This is a genomic window from Paraburkholderia youngii (genome assembly GCF_013366925.1).
GTDB lineage: Bacteria > Pseudomonadota > Gammaproteobacteria > Burkholderiales > Burkholderiaceae > Paraburkholderia > Paraburkholderia youngii.
Genome location: NZ_JAALDK010000001.1, coordinates 2,103,347 through 2,119,968 on the forward strand (window position 1 = coordinate 2,103,347; position 16,622 = coordinate 2,119,968).

Sequence of the window (16,622 nt, forward strand, 5' to 3'; positions counted from 1 at the left end):
ACTACGAAAGAAAGGGAAGACGCTATGTAACCGGCAACGGCACGACATACGCATAAACTGCATTGATTATTTGAACGCCGAAGAAATTTTTAAGTTAATTTCGCCACTATTTTCATTAGCAGCGCCCAAACAATTGATCGTGATCGTGTCGAATCCCGCATTGCCCCGTGTAGTGGTCGAGCCATTTGCGCGCGAACGTATCAATGCCGTGCAGCTGCTGTGTTGTCCGCTGGCGGCGGCGTTTGCTGTGCGAAGGAGAGCGATGCCACGGCCGTAAGTGGGGACACCACCAGCCTCTTTTTTGATTTTCATAGCCATTTCGAATCTTATTCTTTGAACGCGCCACGAATGTGCGTCCATTATCTCAGGCCTCGCTGTCCCGCTTGAACCATGGACCAAATTTTTTGGGATCGTCACTCAGCATCCCGGCCTTGCGAAGATGGTTTGGCAGATATCGGATGAAGACAGTCAAGATAACCACGAAGGATGGGATCCCAATACCAAATACAGAAAAATTGTCACTCAAACCAATTAATTTTCTGCATATGCCGACCACGATAACGGCGTAAAATCCGGCCGCCGCAACCGAAATCCCACCAACAGCACCCACTATTTGGCTAACTGCATACAGACGCTTCCAGTTCACTTGTCGCCCCCGCTATTACGGATGTCGTTTATAAGGGCCAATCCTTTCATCCCTACACCAAATAGCAAGACGCCTTGATTTGTTCCGTATGGCGTTGCCCGATCGATGAACGGAATCAACTTATTGTTGCTAATTTGTGGCACCGTCACGTCAAACATCGAATTTGGGCGCCGCAAGCCATCTGACGTGCCCATCTTGAGGGGGACAGGAGCATATAGAGCAGCAATTGCGGCGGCAAGACTTAATCCGTTATATGCGACGTTTCCCCACCCCGAGGGCAACACCTCATTGAACCCGTAACGTAATGGATTCACACTTGGCGCATTGATACCGTTGTATCGGTTGTACAGTCCATCCGCGCCTTCGGCCATATCACTCAAACCGACCGACGCCATAGGCACACCGGCTGCACACCCGAGCGCCGTCGTGCAAAGTCCGACCCCTGTTTTGGCTGTCACGCCACCCAACACCAGTTTCGCCCCATCCTTCGCGACACCGACTGGATCACTATGAACCGCGTCGCCAATTTTTTGCGTCGGCGTATAGACGAACAATCCCGCCTCCTGCTGACGGTTCACCCACTGAATCTCCGGACCAAGCTGAGACGCCTCAAGCTGACTCACATAGTTCGCGTTGTACTCCTCACTTCCCGGTGCGTACTCCGCCCAGCACTTCAAGGCATAGCACGCCGCACGCGTGAGCCTGTCCTCTTCGGCCTTGTCTCCATTGGCCTGCTTCGCGATAGCGGTCTTTTCCTCCGGATGCAACTGCCGATTGAAACGATCTACGTTGTAACCCGAGAATGCCCCCGATTCGCCGCCGACGGCACCGCCAGCCCCCGTGGCGATCGCATTCGCGACAATGTTGCCAAGCGCTTCGTTCATGCTGGCGTTACCGGTCGGGTCCGCGCCCGCAATCGCACTGCTCAGTTCGTTCAGCTTGCCTCCGGCGATCGACGCGACCGCCGCGCCCGCCGCACCACCCACGGCATTCCCGCCCGCCAGGCCCGTCACCAGCGCCGCGCCCGCACCCTGAATCAGCGCACGGCTTGCCCCGCCTTCCTTCCAGGCATCCATCCCCGCCTGGTCGCCCGCGTCCTTTGCTTCCTTGTACTTCGAATCAGCGTAATCGCCGATCCGGCGCGACACCGCCTCGCCTGCCGCACTCGCCGCCGACATCATGTCCGCCTGCCGGTCCAGCATGTTCTGCATGTCCAGTAGCTTCGCCACCGTGCCGTTCGTATCCGTCGTGTCGCGGTTCAGGCTCGCCAGATCCTGCTGCTGGTTCGCCGGATCAGTCACCGTGATCGTGCCCGCGCTGACGCCGCTCTTCGTCGTCGCGCTGTCGTTGCTGCTGTCGTGCTGACCCAGCATCGGCGAAGCACCACCGGTATTCTTGCCCGACGTATTGCCGTGCGTGCTGTAGTTCGCACCGCCGTCTCCCGTCGTCACACCCGCGCTGAAGCCGCTCGATTTCACGTCGTAGTTGGACTGGTTCTGGATGTCCGAGAAAGACAGCGAACCCGTCGTCAGCGAATTCTTCGACGCATCCGCGTCGCTCGCGATCAGCCCACCTTTCAGGTCCGTGTTGCCCTTGACGTTGATGCTGAAACCACCGTCTCCCGCCTGAATTCCAGCCTGTTCGTTGACACCCGCGTAGCTGCCCGTCGCGTCACCCCTGCTCTGGCTGAAGCTGCCACTGGCACCGCCCAGGCTCGCACTGAAGCCGCCGCCCGCACTCGACTGATGCGCCGAGCTCACCAGCGTATCCTGCACACTCGCGATGTTCAGATTGCCGCCCACATCGGCGCTCACCTGATTGCCACTCACGTTCGAGCCAATGATGTTCGTATCTCCGCCCGAGATGATCGTCACGGTATTCGACGCGATCACACGGCTGTTGTTCTGCGTTGCCAGATCGCTATTGCCGTCGCCATTCGCCTTCGACATCGCCGCCGAGACGCCGAATCCGCCCGTGCCGTACGAAATCCCCACGCTCGCGCTCTGCGACTCGTTCGAACTGCGCGTCGAATCCGTATCCGTGGTATTGACGATATTGACCTGATTGTTCGCCGCCAGAATCACGTCGCTGGCATTGACGTTCGAACCAGCAATCGTCACATTACCGCTGCCGGGCGTGGCGTCACCAGTTGCCGCAAACACCACCGTGCCGCCCGCGTTCACGCTTGACCCTACGTTTGTCGTGGAGCCCTCTGAGTACGTGCTTTTCGAGCTACTGGAGCCGAAACTGAGTTCGACCTTCATCTGGGGCGTCGTGCCCGCCGCAAGATCGTTGACCAGCCCGCCTGCGGCCATGTTCGCGTCCCACGCCGCGCTCGCTGCCGCCATGCCGTGCAATGCCGCCGCACGATCATCCTTGCTGTTGCTGGCCGCGTGTGCCTGGCCAGCCGCATTCGATATCGCATCAAGCACCGGCGCTTTCACGGCAAGGGTGAACCCGCTCTGTTTGACCGCATGCGATTCGTCATGGTGCGTGGTGTCGGTGGCCGCGTCGATGATGACGTTCGCGCCATTGCCCGTGACGTTCTGCGCTGCGATGAGGTCGCTGCCGGTCACATGCAGATCATTGCCCGCGACGATGTTCAGATTGCCCGCGAGCGAGCCGACGGTGCTGCCCGTGTTCGTTACCTGCGACGTATTGGTGGTATCGGTCTGCGTCTTGCTGCCGACCGATATGCCGATACCGCCGCTCGTACCGAACCCCGACTCATGTTTCTGATAGTACGTGGACGTAGTCTCTGAATCCTGTGATGTCGTAATGTTGACGTTACCAGCAGCTGTCAGATTCACGTCATTCGTGCCCGCCACCGTCGAGCCTTTCACAGTCAGGTCCTTGCCCGCGCTGATGCTGACTGAGTCCCCTGCAACCGTACTTCCCACGCCGATATTCGCATGCGTGTCCTGGGTCGTGTCGGAGGTGGAGCTATGGAACGCACTACCGCGCTTCGACCCGGTTGCTACATAGGAATCGTGTTCCTCGCGGGCTTCGTTGACATTCACGTCGCCGCTTGCCGCGATGATTGCTGCACCGGTACCCGCTGTGAGTGTCGAACCGGTGAGCGTCACATTGCCCTTGCTGGTGTCCGTGCCGGCCGCCGCGAGTATCGCATTGCCGCCTGCCGAAAAGGTCGTGCCAACTGCCTGCTCGTCGTAGATGCGATCGACTTCCTTGCGCGAACTGTCGTCAGTCGCGACGTTATTAAAGGTCGCGGTGTTCGTGACCGTTGTCGCCGTCAGGTTGCCGCCGGCCACCGCTGCTAGGTCGCCGCCTGCCGTGACCGTCGTGCCCTTGAACGTCATGTCATTGCCGCTCTGCATCGCGAGGTCGCCACCGGCCGATATCGCGCTCGTCTGGTTCGTTGTGCCGCTCGCCTCCCAATGATGCTGGTCATTCAGCGTCACCGATTGCGTGGTCGTGGACTGCACGGTGTCAACATCAATGTCGTGACCAGCGCTGATCGACGCGTCACCGCCCGCGTTGATGTTCCCGCCGTGCACGGTCAGATCATTGCCTGCGGCAATGACCATGTCGCCGGTCGAGGCGATGGAGCCCAGCGCGCCGAGCAGCGTCTGGCCGACCTTGCTGTCACCGGCGGCCGAACTGATTCCAGTCGCGTCGACCAGCGTCGTATTGATGATGTTGTTGGCCGCCAGCACCGCGACGCGGTTGCCGCTGATCAGACCCGATGCATTGACCACGTCGCTGGTTGCCGACACGACCGTCGTGCCATCCGTGCCGCTACTCGTAATCGTGCCCGCCCGGTTCACGATATTGGTGCCCGTGACGACCGTCTGCGTACCGCCCCTGATCGTGCCGCTGTTGTTCACGCTGCCCGCCGCGTGCAATTCGACATCGTCAGCGGCAATGAGCGCGCCCGTAGGCTGCAAATCGTTGGCATGCGTCTGCGCCAGATAAACCTGCGGAACCAGCACCGACTGCGTCGTGCCATCCGGCAGCGTGACTGTCTGGCTGACCAACCACACGATATCGCTCGTCAACGCATCCATCTGTGCCGCGCTCAGCGCGACGCCAACGGCCAGGCCAAACTGCTGCGCGACATTCACGCCCGCCGTCATCAGCGCCGTGTATTCGTCGAGGTTGCTGCTGTAGCCTCGCAGGTAGACGCGACCGGTGAGTTGCGTAATCTGGTTTTGTACCAGCTGTGCCTCGTAGAGTCCGTCGCCGAGGCGCTTTTCCACCCTCTGAGGATTCAGGCCCAATGCGCCAAGCATGTAGTCGCTGCTGATGAACTTCGTGTAGCTCGTAAAGCGCGAATCGGTCTCGACGAGGTAGGGTGCGTTCGGTGCAGTACGTAGCGAATACAGGCCGCTCGTCGGCAGCGTGACATGGAGCGACCCGGAACTGTCCGCGACCGTCTGCGGCGCGTTCGCTTTCTGGCCCGTCAGCACCTGGTTGGCGCCGAGCGTGCCGCCCGTCGCTCCGGTTGCGGAGTTCGCCGCAGCAACGTTGGTATTGTTGATGTCCGTGCCACTGATAACCACCGCCCTGTTCGCGATGATCGTGCCGCCCGTTCCGCCGATCGCCACCGGCGCGAGCACGACCGACGGTTCCACCACCTGACCCACGTCCTGCGTGATGTTCTCGTTCCATGCGTAGGTCGATACGATGTCCTGGCGCTGGTACTGGTACAGCGTCTGCCCGGTGTTGTTCACCTGGGTGCCGCCGTAGTTGCCGCTGCCCGACGGATCGAGCGAGCCGTCCTGCGTGGTACTGCCAATCTGGATCGAGCCACCCGCCGCAATCGCGCTGTAGTTGTTGTTCAGCGTGCCGATGTTCGCGAGCGTCATGTCACCGCCCGCAAGCAGCTGACCCTGCTGTGCCTGCGCGCCCGTTACCTGATCCTGCTGCGTGGTGGTCGTCGTATCGCGTGCATACTCGACGCGCTGGTAGCCCTTGTGTCCGTCGCTGCGGGTTGCGTACTCGGTTGACGGCAGGTAGTTGATATTCGGGTTGTAGTCGTCCCAGTAGTTGACGGTGATCGTGCCGTCGCCGTTGGTCGTGATCGAGTTGTACCAGATCGTCTGCTGCGTGCCATTGACGTTCACAACGAGCACATTGTCCGTCGGATTGGGGCCCGCCGTTTGTGAAATGATCTGCGAAGCGGAGAACGTCGTGTCGATCGGCGCAATGTAGCCGTTATCCCACATCGACTGCGAGCAGTAACCGCTCACGGCATTGCCTGTTGCACAGGCCATGTATTTGCCGCGCTTGGTCTGGTGGACCGTCTCGACGTCGGTCGTCACGGTCTGAACCGTCGGCGCGGGCCGCGAGTTGGTCAGCGTCTGTGCGGCGATTTCGAGGTTGCCCTGTGCCTGGATCGTCGACTGGTCGTTCGTGACCGTGTTCGAGCGGTTGGACAGCAGGCCGTTTGCGTCGCGCGTGCCATCCGCTGCGAGGTTCACGTCTGCGAGGCTGAAGACGTTCGCGCCGCCTGTGTTCGATATATCGCCGGGCGAATAGAGGTTCACTTGCGCCGCCGCGGCAATGATCGCGGCGGCGCCGGTATTTGCGATGGACTGGCTGCCGGTCAGCGTCACCGTATTGCCGATGATGGTCGCCGTATTGGTCAGCGTCGTGCTGTTCGTCGTGACCGTATCGCCCTCGATGCGGCCTTCGTTGGTGATTGCGTTCGTTGCATTGACGGTCGTGCTGGCCGAGTTCAGGTCTGCGCCCGCCTGGTTGTCGACGTTCGCAGCATTCACCGTCAGCACATTCACCGCGCCCAGCGTGCCCTGGTTTGTGAGCTTGCCCGCGACAGTGAAGCTCAGATTGCGGTTGGCCTGCATCTGGTTGGCAGCATGGTTCACGTAGTCGCCATTGACCGTCACCGCACCATCCCGACCCGCGATGATCGTGCCGTCACCCGCCAGCCGGTTCGTCGTGAGCGTCAGGTTCTGATCGCTGCCGATCGCGCCGTTCTGATTCGTGAGGGTGCCGGTCGTGATGACGACGCTGCCACCGCTGCCCTGATCGTTGCCGATCTTGCCCGAGGTGTTGTCCAGCGACGCGGTATCGAGACTGAGCACGCCATTGCCATGGATCGAGCCGTTCACATTGGAAACCGCCGCGCCTGCGCCGTTGAGCGTCAGGTCGTTCGCGCCCGATAGCGTACCGTCCGAATTGTCCACGGACTGCGATTCGTAAACGGTCAGGTTGTTGCCCGCGACGATCTGGCCACCCTGGGTATTCGACAGCGACGCGCCTGAGACCATGACATCGCCGTTCCCGCCGATGACCCCTGCGCCCGCTACGCCGCTCCCATTGCTGTTCCTGATCGATCCAGCGCTGACCGTCGTTGCGCCCGTACCGGTATTGGCGATGCGGCCCGAAGAATTGTCGAGCGATGCGCCGGCAATCTCCAGGGTAGCCGACCTGCCGTTCGTGCCGATCTGCCCACCCGCATTGGTGAGCGCACCTTGTGCGGAGACAAATGCATCACCATCCGACTGGATGAGACCCGCCGCATTGTTCAGCGTACTGCCCGACTGCGCGCCCAGCGCGCCGCCCGCGACCAGCGACCCGCCGCCATTGTCGATGCTGCCGCCCGACACCGACACGTCGCCGTTGCCACCAATCAGGCCGCCCGCTGTGTTCGACAGTGCACCCGACGCACTGACGGTAGTCGTACCCGTACCAGCGTTGGAAATGCTGCCACCGTCGTTCGCTACCGTCTGTGCGTTGATGCCTAACGTGTCGTCCGCCTGCACGGTGCCGCCGGCGTTGCTGAACGCCCCGGTGTCCGCAATCGATACGTCGCGGGCGCTGATCTGCCCACCCGCACTGTTGTCCAGCGAGCCAACCCTGAATGCCGCCAACGACTGCGCCGCCAGCGTGCCGCCCCGGTTCGACACCGCTCCTGCCTGCACGTCGAGCGAGCCATTGGTGGCAAGCGTGCCGCCATTGTTCGACAGCGCGCCTGTCTGCACGGACAGCCTTCCGGCGCCCGAACTGGTGATCGTGCCGTCGTCGTTGAGGATCGTGGCAGGCCTCAGCACCAGATCGGCGCTGTTCGTCTGCAATGAGCCGCGGGTGTTGTCAAGCGTGCCGGAGACGGTAACCGTAATCGGCCCCGTGCCGGTCTGCGTGATCGTGCCGCTGCGGTTCGTGAAGTTGCCTGCACGGATCGCAAGTTGCGGCGCGTTGAAGGTGCCGCCGCTGTTGTCGAGCGTGCCTGCCGCATTTGCCGTAATGGACGAGCCTGCGCCGGTGATTGCGTTGACGAGGCTCAGGTTACCGTCCCTCGCTGTCAGCGCGAGCGCCGTACCTGCCCACGTCTGCGCATTGGCCAGATCGAGCGACACGCCGTAAAGCGTCACGATGCCGGAGGCGACGTTCTGGCCCGTAGCGGACAGCAGCCCCGCCGAGGTCACCGACAGATTGCCACTGCTGCCCAGACTGCCGTCAGGATTGACGCCCGCGCCGAGCAATCCCGTCGACGCGACGCTGCCCGCCGTCGCCATGAGGTCCTGCTGCGCCGCAAGTGTTCCGGAGTTCGTCAGCGCGCCTGTCGCGCCGATCGTGGTATTCCGCTGCCCGTAGATCGTGCCGCTATTCGCGACGCTCGCCGCACTGATACCGATGCTGCCGCTTGCGTTCATCGTGCCGGACTGCACGAGCTGGCCCGAACTCGTCAGTGTGAGGTCGCCCGCCTGCGCGGCGATCGTGCCTGCATTGGCCACACCGACACCCTTCTCCGTACCGACCAGCGTGATACGGTTCGCGTACATGCCGCCGAGCTGCGCTACGTCGATGGACACGCCCGGCGCGGCTCCGCTTCCAGTGATGGGCGTCGCGTTCAGGCTCGCGTAATCGACGCTGTTCGCACCCGCGACGGCGTTCAGCGTATTGGCGTAAATCGCCGCATTCGCCCGCACCGCGCGTGCGATGAGGTCCACCTGATCGATATTCGAGGTGTTCAGACCCGCACCTTGAACCGTGATCGTGCCGCCCGTAACGTTGAACCCGGTTAGGTTGCCACTGCCGTCGATCAGCGGATTGCCGGTCGTGAGGATGCCGCGCGAGGTATTGATGAAACCGCCGCCGTCCACGACCAGCCCCGATGAATTGGCGATCACGACAGCCGCCGCTTTCTGGCCCGCGACCTCGACATAACCGCGCAGCAGCGACGGATTATTGCTATTGACCTGATTGACGATAATTTTCGCGGCGTCGTTCGGTTCGAAATTCGGATTGCCGTTAATCTGCCCCGCCAATTGCGTACCCGTTATAACGGGCGAATTGTTGAGAATCGCGCCATTCTTCTGGACGTCGAACTGTGAATAAGTGTTGAGAGAAACACCCGCACCGGACGGTTTATTGATATTAACCTGCGGCAGGCCGTTTGCCGTGCTGACTACGCCAGGCGCATGGGTACCTGATGGGACAATCTGCGCGTCTGAAAGCGCGGGCGCGAGTCCGCACAGCACCAGCACGGCAAAGGCCGCATGACGCATTGCAAAGAGTGTGACAGACTGTAACGCAACCGATAAGCCGGTTTCACCGCGACTGGAGTTCCCGTGACCGATCGCAGTTTCTGCAACGGCAGTGAGCATACCTCGAAGCGTGCTGAAAACAAGCCGATAACAACGGTTATTCATTGCTTATACCTGTGATTCCCGATGAAGCCCTGCGCAATGCAACGGCATCAAAAGGTTATCAAGGAGAGCAAATGGCGACTACGAGACAATTCTGAATTATTCTGAATTTGTCGATATTTAACGATCGTAGTTATCCACCGCTTTTTCAGAAAGTCCAACGCTTCATCAAATCCACGCCTTTTGCAGACTTTTCTTAACCGTCGTTCACGTCACTCGCCATTTGCTTTGAAGCGATCGAAAGCGGCCGCGGCCCGCGACGACGCGCTTGCGGTCGTTTCCCTATAATCGAAGGTCTTTCCCTCGCAGCGGGTTTGTGCGCTTCACCATAGGAGAGCAACACGATGGAATATGTGAAACTCGGCCGCACCGGCCTCGATGTATCGCGTCTCTGTCTCGGCTGCATGAGTTATGGCGTGCCCTCGCGCGGCACGCATACCTGGACGCTCGACGACCAAGCCGCGCGGCCATTCATCAAGCAGGCACTCGATCACGGCATCAACTTCTTCGATACCGCCAACGTCTATTCGGACGGCACCAGCGAGGAAATCGTCGGCCGTGCGCTGAAGGACTTTGCGAAACGCGATGAGTTCGTGCTCGCCACCAAGGTCAATAGCCGCATGCATCCGGGCCCGAACGGCGCAGGGCTGTCGCGCAAGGCAATCATGGCGGAGATCGATCACAGCCTGCGGCGGCTCGGTACCGACTATGTCGACCTGTATCAGATTCATCGCTGGGACTACGGCACGCCGATCGAAGAAACGATGGAAGCGCTGCACGACGTCGTGAAGGCCGGCAAGGCGCGCTATATCGGCGCATCGTCGATGTACGCATGGCAGTTTGCCAAGGCGCTGCAGGTGGCCCAGCGCAATGGCTGGACCCGCTTCGTGACGATGCAGAACTACGTGAACCTGCTGTATCGCGAGGAAGAGCGCGAAATGCTGCCGCTGTGCGAGAGCGAAGGCATCGGCGTGATTCCGTGGAGTCCGCTTGCACGCGGACGCTTGACGCGCGACTGGGACACCGAGAGCGCGCGCTCGGAAACCGATGAGTTCGGCCGCACGCTGTACGCGCAGACGCAGGAAGCGGATCGGCGTATCGTCGAGCGGGTCAGCGAGATCGCGAAAGAGCGCGGCGTGCCGCGCGCGCAGGTTGCACTAGCGTGGGTGCTGCAGAAGAAGCCGATTACCGCGCCGATTGTCGGTGCAACCAAGCTGCATCATCTCGACGATGCGGTCGCGGCGCTGTCGTTGAAGCTCAGCGGCGAAGAGATTCAGCGGCTCGAAGAATTGTATGTGCCGCATGCGGTGGCAGGGTTCAAATAAGCGCTTTCACGCGTACTGAAATCCGGTTAGCACAGGCGGAATGGCCCGCAATTGCGGTGCGGGTCGTTGCGCCCCCTCTTCGTTAACTACGGGGCACATCCGGTTCGAAGAACACCCAGCGCACCTGAGGAAACGTGGCCTGCAAGTCGGCCTCGATGACGTTGATGGCATCGACCATCGCGCGGCCGCTCGCATAGTCGATCATTTCCGCCTGCACCGCCACCACCACGTGACGTCCCCACTGCAGCGTGATCATGTTGATGATGCTGCGAATCTCGGGACGCGCGCGCAGATGCGCGTCGATGGCGCTGCGCACTTCCGGGCTCGCCGATTCGCCGACGATCATCGACTTCACTTCACGCGCGACGAGCCACGCGATCGTCATCAGCAGAAGACCGACTCCGACCGAGCCGAGCGCGTCATACACGGGGTTGCCGGTCATCATCGTCAATAGCACAGCGACGAAGGCGATCGCGAGACCGAATAGCGCGGCGATATCTTCGCCGGCTACGACCAGCAGGTCCGATTCGCGCGTCTCGCGAAACCACTGCCACAGATTCTTGTCCGGATACGTCTTGCGAATCTCCTTGATCGCGCCCCACAGCGATAGCGCTTCGAGCACCACCGACACACCGAGCACCGCCAACGCGACGAACGCAAACTGCAACGGCTCGCGGGCAATGAGCCGATGCACGCCCTCATACACCGAAAACGCGCCGCCGACGAAAAACAGCAGCAACGCAACCAGCAGCGAATAGAAGTTGATTTCGCGGCCGCTGCCCATCGGATGCAAAGGGCTTACCGGCTTGCGCGCTTCGCGCAGCCCGAAAAGCAGCAGCAGTTGATTGCCGCAGTCGGCAGTGGAGTGAATCGCTTCGGCGAACATCGAGCCGGAGCCGGTGAACGACGCCGCGGCGAACTTGCAGACGGCGATGCCGAGGTTGGCGGCGAGCGCGTAGAAAATGGCTTTCGGCGATTCTTCTTTCATCTGCGGGCGGACGTCCGTGAAGGTGCTGGGTATTGTTGGCGATTGCACGACCGAAGCGATCGGCAAGCACCCGGTATTATGGATGACAACGACACACTAGGCCGCAGGAATCGGACCTGATGTGTCGCCGTGCCGCCAGCACCCGAAGCGCCCTTTCCACCATTCGCGCGGCTCACGCCCGCTCGAGCGCCGCCATCTCCCGCACGACCACCAGCAGCACCGAAAGACTCGCGCCACCCGTCGCACGCAAATCGGTCAGCAGACGCGTATAACGCTCGAGCTGCGCCGCGCGTTTCTCGCGCCACGTTTGCACCAGCGAATCGGGCGTCGACGCATCGGTCGCGCCAGCCAACGCGCTCGTGGTCAGCGCGCGCTTGAGGCGTGCGAGTTCAGCGAGCGCCGATGCGCGCGCGAGCATGTCCCAATGCGTCGGCGCCGGCAACGAAGCGGCGCGCTCGCTGATCCAGCTGTAGTTCAGCAGCGTGCCGAGCGCGAAGTAGACGCCCGCGACCTGTTCGAGATTGCGCTCGCACGTCGACGCGACTTCGGCGATATCGAGCAGCGCGGCCGACACCTCGCCGCTCGCGATCCGCACCGCGAGATCGCTATCGACACCCGCATCGACGAACGCCCGCTGCCGCTCCGACAACGCTTCGAGATCAGCGGCCGGCAACAGCGCCGGCCATTGCGGCGCGAGACGCTGCGCGGCATCGCGACAGCGTGCGAGCAGGCCGCTCACGTCGCCGTTGGCTGCGCCCGTTTGCAGATGCCGCAGGAACCACAGCGCCGAACGTTCGACGAGCCGCGCGACCTCTGCGAACATGCGCGCCTGCACGTCGTCGGCGACGCGGTTGTCGAGCGCGTCGATGCTGCGCCAGATCTGATCGAGATCGAACACGTCGCGCGCCATGATGCACGCACGCACGATGTCGCCGGGCTGCGCATCGGTCTCCTCCATCAGCCGATGCACGAACTCGCAGCCGACGCGATTCACGAGCGCATTGGTCAGATGCGTCGCGAGGATTTCACGGCGCAGCGGATGGCGCTGCATCGGTTCGCGGAAACGCTGCCGCAGCGGCTTCGGAAAGTACTCGATCAGCATGTCGCTGACGAGCGGGTCCTCCGGCATCGACGATTCGAGCAGCGCGTCATAGAGCCACATCTTGCTGTACGCGAGCAGCACCGCGCGCTCGGGTGTCGTCAGTCCCTGCTTCGCGGCCGCACGCTCGGCGACGTCTTCGTCGGTAGGCAGAAACTCGATCACGCGATTGAGCCGCCCCGCCTTCTCCAGATAGCGCATCAAACGCGTTTCGGCATCGAGCAGCTCGACGCCGAAGCGGCCCGCGATCGACAAGGCCTGCGTCTGGTAGTAGTTGTCCGTCAGCACGAGCAGACCGACTTCATCGGTCATTTCTGCAAGCAGCGCATTGCGCTGCTTCTCCGTCATCTCGCCATCGGCGACGACGAGACCCAGCAGAATCTTGATGTTGACCTCGTGATCCGAGCAATCGACACCGGCCGAATTGTCGATCGCATCGGTATTGATGCGGCCGCCGTGCTGCGCGAACTCGATGCGGCCGAGTTGCGTCAAGCCGAGATTGCCGCCCTCGGCCACCACCTTGCAGCGCAGGTCGGCACCGTTCACGCGGATCGCGTCGTTCGCACGATCGCCCGCCTGCTGGTTGGTCTCAAGGCTCGCCTTCACGTAGGTGCCGATGCCGCCGTTATAAAGCAGATCGACCGGCGCCTGCAGAATCACCCGCATCAGCTCGGCCGGCGACAGCGCCGCGGCGCTGGTGCCGAGCGCCGCCTGCACCGCCGGCGACAACGGAATCGTCTTCGCGCTGCGCGGGAACACGCCGCCGCCCGCCGAGATCAGCGACGGATCGTAATCCGCCCAGCTGGAGCGGTCGAGCATGAAGAGCCGCGCACGTTCCGCCATGCTCGCGGCGGGATCGGGATTCGGATCGAGGAAGATATGGCGGTGATCGAACGCGGCGAGCAGCTTGATATGCGCAGACAGCAGCATGCCGTTGCCGAACACGTCGCCCGACATGTCGCCGACACCGACCACCGTGAAGTCCTGGCTCTGCGTGTCGACGCCCATTTCGCGGAAGTGCCGCTTGACCGACTCCCACGCGCCGCGCGCGGTGATGCCCATTTTCTTGTGGTCATAGCCGACCGAGCCGCCCGACGCGAACGCGTCGTCGAGCCAGAATCCGTACTCATGCGAAATTGCATTCGCGTAGTCGGAGAACGTGGCCGTGCCCTTGTCGGCGGCGACGACCAGATAAGGGTCGTCGGGATCATGGCGCACCACGTCAGGCGGTGGCACGACGTCGGTGCCCGCCAGATTGTCGGTTACGTCGAGCAAGCCGCGCAGGAAGGTCTGATAGCACGTGACGCCTTCGCGCATCCACGCATCGCGCTCGCTCTGCGGCGGCGGATTCTTGACGACGAAGCCGCCCTTCGAGCCGACCGGCACGATCACGACGTTCTTCACCATCTGCGCCTTCATCAGGCCAAGCACTTCCGTGCGGAAATCCTCGCGCCGATCCGACCAGCGCAGGCCGCCGCGCGCAACGCGCCCGCCTCGCAGATGCACGCCCTCGACGCGCGGCGAATAGACCCATATCTCGAACATCGGCTTCGGTTCGGGCAGGCCGGGCACCTGCGCGGGATCGAACTTGAACGACAGGTACGGCTTCGGTTGCCCCTGAGCGTCGTGGCGGTAGTAGTTGGTGCGCTTGGTCGCCTTGATCACGCCGAGGAACTGCCGCAGGATGCGGTCTTCGTCGAGATTCGGCACCTGGTCGAGCGCGCTGTCGATCGACTCCAGACAGGCGTTGACGCGGGCTTCGCGTACCGTGCCGAGCGCCGGATCGAAGCGCGCGACGAACAGGTCCACGAGCATGCGCGCAATCGCCGGATTGCCGGTCACCGCGCGTTCGATATACGCGTCGCTGAACGTCGAACCGACCTGGCGCAAGTACTTCGCGTACGCGCGCAGAATCGTCACCTCGCGCGCATTGAGCTGCGCACGCAACACGAGGCGGTTGAAGTCGTCGCTTTCGATCGTGCCGGTCCACACCTGCTCGAACGCCTGCTCGAACAGATCCTTGACCCGCTCGATGTCGAACTCGGCATCGTCCGCAACTTCGAGGCCAAAGTCGTGGATCCACGCGGGCATCGCGCCCGGCGCCTCGATCAGATAAGGCCGCTCTTCGTCGACGCGCACGCCCAGATGTTCGAGCATCGGCAAGCTGCGCGACAGCGCGATCGGCATGCCCGCGCGATACACCTTGAAGCGGAACGCCCGCGGTCCCGATTCGATCGGCCGGTACAGGTTCATTGCGAGCCGCTCGCTGCCTTGCACGCGCTCGATCAGTTCGATATCGCGCACCGCCGTGCGCGCCGGATAGTCGTCGCGATAGCCGGCCGGAAACGAGTCAGTGTAGTGCTGCAGCAAACGGTTGCCCTGCTCTTCGCCGTAGGCGTCGAGCAATGCGTCGGCCAGCTCGTCCTGCCAGCGTCTCGCGACCTGCACGAGGCGCGCTTCGAGCTCGCGCGTATCGACGCTCGGCATGCCGCCCGCTTTGGCATGGACGACGAAATGAATTCGCGCGAGTGTCGACTCCGACAGCAGCGGCGTGAATTCGACGTTCTCACCATTGAACGCGTCGGCGAGCAGATTCGCGATGCGTTGCCGCAGATCGGTGTTGTACTTGTCGCGCGACACGAACACGAGGCACGACACGAAGCGATCGAAGCGATCGCGCCGCACGAACAGCCGCGTGCGCTGATGCTCCTGCAAACGCAGCACGCCGAGGGTGGTGTCGTACAGCTGATCTTCGTCGGCCTGGAACAGTTCGTCGCGCGGATAAGTTTCGAGCACCGTGACCAGCGATTTCGCCAGATGACCTTTCGGCAGGAATGCGGCGCGTCTGACGATATTCGCGCATTTGCGCCGCACGATCGGAATCTCCGCGGCCGACACGAAATAAGCGGTCGACGTATACAGGCCGATGAAGCGCCGTTCGCCCGTCACCCTGCCATCGGCGCCGCTCAGCTTGATGCCGACATAGTCGAGATAGCCGGGCCGGTGCACCGTGGCGCGCGAATTGGCCTTGGTCAGGAAGATCGGCGACGAGCCTGAGATGATCTCCGCAGCCGCCGGCGGCAACGGCGTAACTTCCGGCGCGCCGCCCGCACCCTGCGCATCGCGCAGAATGCCGAGACCGGAGCCCGCCACCGCCCGCAAACCATAGCCGCCATCGAGCTGCACCAGTTCGTAATCGCGCTGGCCGAGGAACGTGAAATGATCGGCGACCATCCATTCGACGAACGCGCGCGCTTCGACGCCCTCGGGACCGGTCTCGCGCGCCTTCATATCCTGAATCGTCTGCTTCGCGCGTTCGATGATCTTCGGCCAGTCCTCGACCGCCGCGCGCACGTCGCCGAGCACCCGGGCGATATCGTCGCGCAACGCGTCGAGTTTTGCGGCATCGCCACAACGATCGACTTCGAAATGGATGCACGAGGTCAGATGCGAGCGCGTATCGCCGGCTTCTTCGGCGCCCTGGCTCACGCGTGTGATGCTGCCGTCCGCCGCGCGCCAGACCCGGAACACCGGATGCACGACCGAATGCAGCGCGAGCCGATGGCGGTTGACCGTCATCGAGACCGAATCGACGAGGAACGGCATGTCGTCGTTGACGATCTCGATCACCGTGTGATCGGAATGCCAGCCATGCTGTTCGAGGATCGGGTTATATACGCGCAGCCGCTGCTCGCCCGGCACGAAGCGCTGCGCGGTCTGCCAGTGGGCGAGCGCCGCGCCGTACAGATCGGCGATCGAGCGGCTTTGCAGATCGCCTGCGTCGACGAAATCGTAGTAATGCCGCAGGAAGGGTTCGACGATATTGAAGGTCGGTTCCGGCAACCGCCCCCGCGCAAATTCGACGACATCGTTCAGCAGGTGCGTGACGGCTTCTTCGTTCTTTGCTTGCATGATCGACTCCCCTGGC

6 protein-coding genes are annotated in these 16,622 nt (G+C 62.2%); 1 reads left to right on the forward strand and 5 read right to left on the reverse strand.

What is annotated here, in order from left to right:
• Positions 1-66: 66 nt before the first annotated feature.
• From G5S42_RS09775 to G5S42_RS09785, 3 genes are read right to left on the reverse strand one after another with little or no spacing between them, the layout of a single operon-like run.
• The gene (locus G5S42_RS09775; RefSeq protein ID WP_176106562.1) at positions 67-312 is read right to left on the reverse strand and encodes a hypothetical protein; all 246 of its coding nucleotides are present in this window, start codon (positions 310-312) and stop codon (positions 67-69) included.
• A 52-nt stretch (positions 313-364) separates the two neighbouring features.
• Complete coding sequence (locus G5S42_RS09780; RefSeq protein ID WP_176106563.1) at positions 365-646, reverse strand: hypothetical protein; 282 nt, start codon at positions 644-646, stop codon at positions 365-367.
• A complete protein-coding gene (locus G5S42_RS09785; RefSeq protein ID WP_176106564.1) occupies positions 643-9,285 on the reverse strand; it encodes a hemagglutinin repeat-containing protein in 8,643 nt (2,880 codons plus the stop codon). The genes G5S42_RS09780 and G5S42_RS09785 overlap by 4 nt, the downstream gene beginning before the upstream one ends.
• Before the next feature lie 341 nt (positions 9,286-9,626).
• On the opposite strand from G5S42_RS09785, the gene G5S42_RS09790 reads away from it, so the two are divergent.
• Positions 9,627-10,607: an aldo/keto reductase gene (locus G5S42_RS09790; RefSeq protein WP_176106565.1), complete on the forward strand. Its 981-nt coding sequence runs from the start codon at positions 9,627-9,629 to the stop codon at positions 10,605-10,607.
• An 82-nt stretch (positions 10,608-10,689) separates the two neighbouring features.
• On the opposite strand, the gene G5S42_RS09795 is transcribed toward G5S42_RS09790, so the two are convergent.
• Both G5S42_RS09795 and G5S42_RS09800 read right to left on the reverse strand, forming a co-directional pair.
• The gene (locus G5S42_RS09795) at positions 10,690-11,595 is read right to left on the reverse strand and encodes a cation diffusion facilitator family transporter (protein WP_176106566.1); all 906 of its coding nucleotides are present in this window, start codon (positions 11,593-11,595) and stop codon (positions 10,690-10,692) included.
• 172 nt (positions 11,596-11,767) lie between these two features.
• Positions 11,768-16,606 carry an NAD-glutamate dehydrogenase gene (locus G5S42_RS09800; RefSeq protein WP_176106567.1) on the reverse strand — a complete coding sequence of 1,613 codons (4,839 nt, stop codon included), beginning with the start codon at positions 16,604-16,606 and terminating at the stop codon, positions 11,768-11,770.
• Between the last annotated feature and the right edge of the window lie 16 nt (positions 16,607-16,622).

Excerpts from the sequence above, each read along its gene's own strand:
- G5S42_RS09775 (WP_176106562.1), bottom strand. The coding sequence starts at position 312 with ATGAAAATCAAAAAAGAGGCTGGTGGTGTCCCCACTTACGGCCGTGGC.
- G5S42_RS09785 (WP_176106564.1), bottom strand. The coding sequence starts at position 9,285 with ATGAATAACCGTTGTTATCGGCTTGTTTTCAGCACGCTTCGAGGTATG.
- G5S42_RS09790 (WP_176106565.1), top strand. The coding sequence starts at position 9,627 with ATGGAATATGTGAAACTCGGCCGCACCGGCCTCGATGTATCGCGTCTC.
- G5S42_RS09795 (WP_176106566.1), bottom strand. The coding sequence starts at position 11,595 with ATGAAAGAAGAATCGCCGAAAGCCATTTTCTACGCGCTCGCCGCCAAC.
- G5S42_RS09800 (WP_176106567.1), bottom strand. The coding sequence starts at position 16,606 with ATGCAAGCAAAGAACGAAGAAGCCGTCACGCACCTGCTGAACGATGTC.